Raw genomic sequence first — 8926 nt, forward strand, 5'->3', positions numbered from 1 at the left:
ATGAGCGGCGAACAGTATATGATCACAGGAGCTGCCATCCTTCTGCTGTCCACGTTAGGACTGGTACTCGCAGAGTGGATGCTGGGCCGGAAAAAGAAACAGATCAGGGAACAGACCTATCAGATATACGACTAAGGACGAGGTGAGGAAGAATGAGAGAAGAGAAGCAGTACCACGCAGAAAAGAAGAATCATACAAAGATTCTGCTCGCAGTATTAGCGGGATTAGCCATTATCCTGATTGCAGCCGCGGCATTTATCTTTGTCAGCGGGAAAATGAAGGAGAAAAATTACAGCGAGGCAGTCTTAAGCGCTGAAAAGTATTTAGCGGCAAATAATTACGAAGACGCAGTGATCCAGTATAAAAAAGCGATTTCCGTGAATCCAAAGGAGGAAGACGCTTATCTGGCCCTTGCTGACGTTTATGTAGAACAGGAGGAGATCTCCAAGGCAAAGGCAATTTTAAGAAAAGGGCAGAGGGAGACCTCATCCTTTAAAATCAAAAGAAAACTCGAAGACCTGAACGGGCAGTCACTCGTGGCTGTTATGAACGGGGATCAGGAAAAAGAGGAGCTTACGGTGGATTTGAAGACAGCATCCCAGAACATCGCATGGAATACCTCCTTCCTGCAGAAAATCATTGATTACCGGTTTGAGGATTACAAGGACCAGTTCGGCTTTGTAAAAAGCACGAAGATGGATGAGGACGGCTATCTGGAGATTGAACACAACGGGCTCGGCGCAGTGTGCTTCTACAGGAATACAGAGACAAACAAAGAGATTGTGGACGTAAGCAGGAAAACACCGACAGAAAAAGGGATGCCGGAAAAAATATCGCTGCATTCTCTGGGGACACTCTTTCGAAATTTTGAAGGCGGGGCCAGCTTACAGAGGTTACAGATGCTTTTTGGGGAGAAGGTTACACCGAAGACCGAAGACGGCAGATATTTCGTAGAGACAAAGACATCAGACTGCATCTTCCGGTTTGAGACGGACGCTAACGGAAATATTGTTTCTGCGGATGGGTGGAATGAGATCATCCTGCTGAATGCAAATGCCCAGAGAGATACGACGGGGCATATCTCAGGTGTCGTAATCGATGCAGTCAGCGGAGACGGTGTTCCACAGGCGGTCCTGACATTCCAGCCAGCGAAGAAAGAAAACAAAGAAAAAGCTGTAAAGACAGATGCACAGGGGGTTTTCTCAGCGGATCTGGAACCGGATATTTACACGATTCTTATCGAGGCGGATAACTATATCGAAGAAGAATACATTTTTGAGATAGAAGAGGGCAGAAATTACAGCGGCGAACAGTTTAGTATTTCACCGAAGCTGAAAAAAGGAACGGCCAGAATTGTGCTGGAGTGGAATGCCGAACCGCAGGATCTGGATTCCTACCTCATGGGCAGCACGGATGACGGAAAGGAAGTATCCGTCAATTTCCGCCAGAAAGAGGCTAAGTCAGGCGGGGATGTGATTGCCGCGCTTGATCTGGACGATACGGACGGCTATGGACCGGAGACAACGACTATCTATAACCTGAACGGTGTCTACCAGTTCCAGGTGGCTGATTTCAGGAGGACGGGTACGATGAAAGAGAATGGGGCAACGGTGAAGGTATACCTGCCCGGTAAAGAACCGGTGACGATTACCATTGATCCGGGGGCAGACGTGAAGGATATCTGGATTGTATGCGAGATCGACCACGGAGAACTGAATGTGATCAATAAAGCGCCTCAGTCAGACGAATTTACGAATTCTAATAAGTAAGCGAAGGAAAGGCCCGTATGATGTGGATCATTGTAATAACGGCAGCAGTTTTTGCTGCCGGAGGGGCTGCCATATATGTGATACGAAGCAGCCGGAAGGCAGAAATGCAGAAGTACTATGATGCAGCCTACAAAATGATAAAAGAGAACTGCCTGAATAATGCCATCCGGAATCAGAGCGTCCCCGCTTACGGCGGGCTGAAGGTCATGGTCTATCTGAAATGGAAGGACAGGCAGAAACAGGGATTTGTATTTGACCCGGAACACGGCATCAGGATCGGCCGCAGCCCCGGGGAAAATGAGATATGCATCCGGGACGGTGCGGTTTCCGGGCAGCACTGTATCATTTTTGTTTCCGGGGGCCGTCTGGCGGTGCAGGACTTAAACTCTGCAAACGGGACTTGGATACAGAGGGGATTACGGAAACATGCCGTGGAAACGGCGGAATTCCTCTGCTCCGGAGACAGGCTGGCAGTCGGTACACTGAAGATTCAGGTGACTGTATTTACATTTGACATGGCATACATATAAGGAGGAAAAGCTAGTTTGATATTAATGGTATATAACAAACAAATCTGTAAAGAGTTTCTGCTTCCAAACATACACGACGCGGACCATACCATTTATCTGCATCACGATATCTACCGGCTGAAAAAGGATCTGGAAATCCGGCTGGAGAATTCGGACCGGGGTTGGGAGATCGTAAGCACCGCAGATTATTATGTGAAAATGGCACAGGTCAGGGAAGACCGCCATATCCTGCACCATCAGGATATCATGGAGGTGAAGACCGCAGACGGGGAGAGGTTCCAGATTCTTGCGGCGGACTGTATGCTTACCTTACAGGTGATGGAAAAGTATGACCTCCGTATGATGAAGCAGATTTCCATCGGAAAGACGGCAGGAAACCTGATCCAGTACCAGTTCATGGAACTGGTGTCGGCATCCCATGCGGTTCTGGACCATACTTCAGACGGCTGGTACCTGACGGATTTAAGCAGCAACGGAGTGTTCTGCCATAACATGCGGATTCAGGGGAGGCGGAAATTGGAATTTGGGGACCATATTGATATTTTCGGGCTCCATATTCTTTTTCTGGACCAGATACTGGCGGTTGGGACATATTATGGTGTACTGGCGGTGAAAGAGGATATCCTGAAACCGCTGCAGATAGAACCGGCATTGACAAGGGGGATACCGGGTAGTGAAGGGAGGGAAGAGATCTATTTTCACCGTTCTCCGCGAAACCTTCCGTCCATTTACCAGGAGGAGACTGAGATTGAGGCGCCGCCCAATCCGAAGCAGACAAAACAAAAGCCGGTATATCTGACGATCGGGCCGGCGTTTACGATGGCGATTCCGATGATGCTCGGATGCGGATTTGCCATCTTCGGCTCCCGGCTTTCCGGGCAGGCATCCAGCGCCTTTATGTACACCGGGCTGATCACGGCCATATCATCGGCCCTGATCGGGGTGGTTTGGGCAGTGCTGAATTTAAATTACAGCAAAAAGGAGAATATGGAGGAAGAGAACCAGCGTTTCAATGCTTACAGTAATTACCTGATCCAGATCGCAGATACACTCCGGGAAAAATACAGGCACAACAGCGCCGCACTCAGCCAGATGTATCCTCCGGCGGTCCAGTGCCTGAGTTATAACCGGAACAGCAGTGAGCTCTGGAACCGGAATTACTCCCACAGTGATTTCCTGTTCCAGAGGCTCGGACTGGGAGAACTGCCATTTCAGGTGGATATTCAGATACCAAAAGAGAAGTTTACGCTGATCAACGACTCTTTGCAGGATAAACCAAAGCTGATCCGTGAAGAATTTCGGACGCTCAAACAGGTCCCGGTCGGGATTTCCCTGATGGATAAGGCGCTTATCGGCCTTGTAGGCGGGGAGGGAAAGGCTGGCGCCGTTGAAATGATGCATACACTCGTTGCAGGCATCACCGCGGCACACTGCTATACGGATGTCAAACTGGTCTTCATTTACAGGGAGAGGGACAGGCGCCGGAGGGAGGACTGGGAATGCATGAAATGGTTCCCGCATGTCTGGTCGGAGGATAAACAGACACGGTATATGGCCTCCAATGAGTTGGAAACCGCAGATATTTTTTTCGAACTGTCTAATGTGATCCGCTCCAGAAGCCAGAAGGAGGAACAGCCGGGCATTCGGGGGAAAAGAAGGTTTGTAAAGCCGCATTATGTCCTGTTTATTTCAGACCCTTCCATTCTGGAGGGGGAGATTCTGGCAAAGTACATATATGAGGCAAGGGCGGAATATGGGATCACGACGTTTCTGATGGTTGAGAATTTGGAGCAGCTTCCGAATGCCTGTGAGGAAGTGATTCAGAACGACCAGTACTTTCAGGGGTTTTACAACCTGCTTGATACCGGGCATGAAAAAAAGGCATTTGTGCCGGATAAGGTGTCGGCTTGGCAGCTTGCCGCATTCGGGCAGACGCTTGCCAATATCCGCGTGAATGAAATCGAAAGCAACAGCGAGATTCCGAACAGCCTTGATTTTTTTAGTATGTACGAAGTCCACTCTCTGGCTGAATTCCGCGTAACTGAACGGTGGAGGAAAAACAGGAATTACAACAGCATGAAGGCACTGATCGGCAGAAAAGCCGGGAATGCAGACTGCTATCTGGATGTCCATGAGAAGTTTCACGGCCCCCACGGGCTTGTGGCGGGGACAACAGGGTCAGGTAAAAGTGAGACGCTTCAGACGTGGATCTTATCTCTGGCGATCAATTTCAGCCCGGAGGACGTCAGCTTTTTTATTATAGATTACAAGGGCGGGGGAATGGCGAACCTGTTTTCTGACCTGCCCCATCTGGCCGGGCAGATTTCAAATCTGTCAGGGAATCAGGTGCGGCGCGCCATGATTTCGATTAAAAGTGAGAACCAGAGACGGCAGAGGCTGTTTTCAGAGTACGGAGTGAATAATATTAACCTGTATACCCGGCTTTATAAGAATCAGGAGGCGGAAGTGCCGATACCGCACCTGCTGATTATCATCGATGAGTTTGCGGAACTGAAACGGGAAGAGCCGGAATTCATGAAAGAACTCATCAGCGTGGCGCAGGTTGGGCGAAGCCTCGGCGTGCACCTGATTCTGGCGACACAGAAGCCGGGCGGCACCGTAGACGACAATATCTGGAGTAATTCCAAATTCCGCCTGTGCTTAAGGGTACAGGACCGGCAGGACAGCAATGACATGCTGCATAAACCGGATGCAGCATTCCTTACGCAGGCAGGCCGCGGTTATCTGCAGGTTGGCAGTGACGAAATTTTCGAACTGTTCCAGTCAGGCTACAGTGGGGCAGTATATGAGGAGGATGCAGGAAGAAAGTCTCAGGCGGCAGAGATGCTGACAAGGACAGGAAAGGCGGAACTGATCGGCGGACACCACAGAAAAACGGAGAAAAAGCAGGGGGAAAATGTCCGTCAGAAGACACAGTTAGAAGCCGTGATAGAATACCTGAACAAAACCGCTCAGGAAAATGGTTATGAAAGAACAACCAGACTTTGGCTCCCGGTCCTGAAAAGTGAGATCTACCTGTCAGAGCTTAAGGGGTATACGGAAAGCAGTTACCATGACCATAGATGGGAAACGATGCCGCGCAAATGGGAACTGGAAGCTGTTATAGGACTCTGTGATGATCCACAGGGGCAGGCACAGAAGCCGCTTGTCCTCAGTTTTTCACGTGACGGGCACCATGCGGTGTGCGGGTCCGCGGTAAGTGGGAAGAGTACCTTCCAGCAGACTCTGGTTTATTCACTGATTAGCAGGTATTCGCCGGATACGCTCTGGATATACCTGATCGACTACAGCAGCCATATGCTTGCACCATTTGCCAATGCACCGCATGTGGGAGGCGTACTCTTTGATAATCAGGAGGAAAAGGCCAGCCGTTTTATCCATATGCTCGTGCAGATGATGGATGAGAGGAAGAAACTCCTTCAGGGAGGGAACTACAGCCAGTATGTACAGGCATACGGGATCAGGCTGCCGGCCGTGCTGGTCGTGGTGGATAACGTTGGGGCGTTTCGGGAAAAGACGAAAAATAAATATGATGATGCCCTGCTGCGGCTGGCGAGGGAAGGCGTGGGATACGGCATGTTCCTCGCGGTTACGGCAGCAGGCTTCGGGATGGCAGAGATACCGGCCAGAATGGGGGATAATATCCGTACGGTACTGTCACTGGAACAGGCAGATAAGTTCAAATATATGGAAGTCATGCGGATGACCCACCTTCACATCCTTCCGGAAACGGATATCAGGGGCCGGGGGCTTGCGGCGGTGGACGGTAATGTGCTGGAGTTCCAGACTGCTCTGAGTGTGAAGGCGGAGGATGATTTCGAACGAGGACAAGTGTTGGAGTCATACTGTGAAGGCATGGCAAAATCGTGGAAAGGGAGGCGCGCGGATGCGGTCCCGGAGATTCCGGAGAATCCGACGCTGGATACACTGGCAGAACATCCTTCTTACCGGCTGAGTCTGGAGGACAGGGGACTTTTGCCATTCGGATACGGTATGGAAGATGCATCTGTCCTGAGCCTGCATCTGATCCACAATTACTGCTGTATTATCTCAGGAAAAGGGCGTACAGGAAAAACAAACACGCTGAAAGTACTTTTGTACAGCGCGTACCAGAAAGGCGGAAGAATCTGCATTGTAGAAAGAGGGTCATCGGAGCTGAAGAAGACAGCCGAAGAATATCATGCCCAATATATCACGGAGCCTGCACAGTTATTTCAATATCTGTCAAAGCTTCTCCCGGAATTTGCGGCCAGAAATAAAAAGAAACGTGCAATGATCGAGTCCGGTATGGACGAAGCGGAAATATTTGCGGAAATGAGCAGGGAGGAACCTGTTTTTATCTTCCTCGCCGATCTTGCAGAATTCTTTAAAATGGTCTACAGACCCGGGGAAGGAGTCGGCAATATGTCAGGATTTGTGGAAAACATGATCGAGAAGGGAAACCTGCACCATATTTATTTTATCGGCTGCCTGAAACCTGAGGATCATGCTGTATTGTCGGCTTATAAAGCATATCAGGACTATATATCCTACAAAAGGGGCATCCATCTGGGGGGGAACCTGCAGGCACAGAAGGTATTCAATTTCCAAAACCTGTCCTTTGCACAGCAGTCAAAAAGCACGAAGCGGGGGATCGGGTATGTACCGGATGAAGAGGAGGAAAGCATCGGAATTCAGGTTGTAATTCCGCTGGCGAAGAAGCAGCATGATAGTAATGTTAATATCAGATGAATCCAGTAAGGAGAGGCAGTACATTGTCAGATATGCAAAGGATCTGGCGGCAAAATGGACAGACGAATACTGGGAAATGCTGCAGTGTTCGTCCATTTCGGAGTTGGAGGAGACGGTCAGCCAAAAGACAAGGACAGATATCGTCTGTGTGGATATTACGATGGAGGGGGCTCTGGAACTGACAAAGGAACTAAGAAGACTGACACCTTCATCGTACATTATACTGATTGCCAGCCCCCGGATATCCCCGGCTGTATATATGAGGCCTGCAATCGGGGCAGAATCCTTATTACTGAAACCATTAACAGAGAGTCAGGTTCAGGAGGTTCTCTCGGAAGCCATCAGGACATACATTGACAGATTTTTAAGTCCCGACGAAAAGAAAGTCTTTGTCATTGAGCATAAAGGCGGGAGGGTGTTAATCGATTATAATAATATCTATTTTTTCGAATCAAGGGAAAAACGGGTGTACCTCAATACAGAAGCAGAGGAATATGGTTTTTACGATACGCTGGACGAACTTCAGGAAAAACTGGAGGATGGTTTTATACGCTGTCACAGAAGTTTCCTGATCAATAAGAGCAAGATTGTCAATGTATTTCTCTCCCAGAACCGGATCATTCTGAAAAATGAGTTTGAAATCCCGCTGTCGCGTTCTTATAAGCCGGTGATCAAAGAGTATCTGGAGAAAGGGGGAAAATGATATGGCGGAAATGATTGAGCGTGCCATCCTGTTAAGTTTTGATGAACTGCGCATCCTGCTGTACAGCATGGGTGTCCGTACACTCGAAGGCATCTATATGCCGGAGAAGCAATTTTCTGAAATGGAAGTCATACAGGCACTCCGCCATCTGTCCGGGAATGGATTCATCCTTGCAGAAAACAAACAGTTCAGCATCCGGGAGGACCTGCTTTGTATGCTGGAAATCATGGGACATCCGGCAGGAACACTGGTATGCAGCTCGAAAGATGACAGTACCCAAGAGTACTTCTGCTATATGGTCCCGGACCGGGTGGTGGTGAGTCAAAGATACTGGAAAAAGAAAGATACACTAAAGCTTACGATGCTTACAGAAGAAGAATTCAAAGTGTGGAGGGCGCAGACGGATGATCATAATAGAGATAGAAGTTCCTATGATGGGGAAACTGTATGATTTTCAGATCGATGAGAACGTACCATTATCAGAGGTCATGGACGAGGCCGCAGAAATGATCTGCCAGAAGGAGCAGTGTCCCGTGCAGGGGGACATACGGCGCATGCTGATGTGGAATGCACAGAACTGGGTGCAGCTTGCAAAAGAACGGACAGCGGCAGAGAACGGGCTTTGGACGGGGAGCAGGATTCTGCTTGTTTAAAGTAAGAAATTGAAGTAATACTTCATTGTTGGTGATTATAACTTGTGATACACTTTGGATAGAACAACCGAATACAGGGTGGCAGCCTCCCATGAAGGGAGGTGGTGCGAATGAATTATATTACATATCAGGACTTGTTCCTTTTTATAACAATGTTAATCGCACTGCTTGCCTATTTAGACAATAGGAACAACAAGCCAAAAAAATAACTGCCCCCTGTCTAGGCCGGACGGTACGGGCAGTTAGATTAATTACCGGAGGCTAACCACTTTGTGGGCGGTTGTTCTCTTTGTGCTTATAATATATCATGTTCGCGTATAATCTTCAAGTATCTAAATGTATAGTAAAAACTTAATATTTCTCACTTCTCCTTATTTTTTCCATAACATCTAAGCCAGTAAAGAGATGGAATTGGCTATTGAAGTAATACTTCATTGTTGGTGATTATAACTTGTGATACACTTACAAGCCAAAAAAATAACTGCCCCCTGTCTGGCCTGACGGAATGGGCAGTTAATT

At 48.5% G+C, this 8926-nt stretch carries 7 protein-coding genes; all 7 read left to right on the plus strand.

Going from position 1 to position 8926, the window contains the following annotated elements:
* From ABIN22_RS21970 to ABIN22_RS22000, 7 genes are read left to right on the plus strand one after another with little or no spacing between them, the layout of a single operon-like run.
* Positions 1-135, plus strand: a complete 135-nt coding sequence (locus tag ABIN22_RS21970; protein ID WP_278321129.1) for a hypothetical protein — start codon at positions 1-3, stop codon at positions 133-135.
* Between the two features lie 17 nt (positions 136-152).
* Complete coding sequence (locus ABIN22_RS21975) at positions 153-1769, plus strand: tetratricopeptide repeat protein (RefSeq protein WP_346911251.1); 1617 nt, start codon at positions 153-155, stop codon at positions 1767-1769.
* Positions 1770-1786: 17 nt separating this feature from the next.
* The gene (locus ABIN22_RS21980; RefSeq protein ID WP_346911253.1) at positions 1787-2299 is read left to right on the plus strand and encodes an FHA domain-containing protein; all 513 of its coding nucleotides are present in this window, start codon (positions 1787-1789) and stop codon (positions 2297-2299) included.
* A gap of 24 nt (positions 2300-2323) precedes the next feature.
* Positions 2324-7051 (plus strand): type VII secretion protein EssC, encoded by a 4728-nt coding sequence (essC, locus tag ABIN22_RS21985; RefSeq protein WP_346911261.1) that lies wholly within the window; start codon positions 2324-2326, stop codon positions 7049-7051.
* Complete coding sequence (locus ABIN22_RS21990) at positions 7026-7754, plus strand: LytR/AlgR family response regulator transcription factor (protein ID WP_118622158.1); 729 nt, start codon at positions 7026-7028, stop codon at positions 7752-7754. The genes essC and ABIN22_RS21990 overlap by 26 nt, the downstream gene beginning before the upstream one ends.
* Before the next feature lies 1 nt (position 7755).
* On the plus strand, positions 7756-8205 hold the full coding sequence (locus ABIN22_RS21995) for a hypothetical protein (protein ID WP_346911255.1): 450 nt from the start codon (positions 7756-7758) through the stop codon (positions 8203-8205).
* Complete coding sequence (locus ABIN22_RS22000) at positions 8159-8407, plus strand: hypothetical protein (protein ID WP_346911257.1); 249 nt, start codon at positions 8159-8161, stop codon at positions 8405-8407. The genes ABIN22_RS21995 and ABIN22_RS22000 overlap by 47 nt, the downstream gene beginning before the upstream one ends.
* Positions 8408-8926 lie beyond the last annotated feature (519 nt).

This window comes from Faecalicatena orotica (genome assembly GCF_905197545.1).
In the GTDB taxonomy this organism is placed as follows: domain Bacteria; phylum Bacillota; class Clostridia; order Lachnospirales; family Lachnospiraceae; genus Faecalicatena_A; species Faecalicatena_A orotica.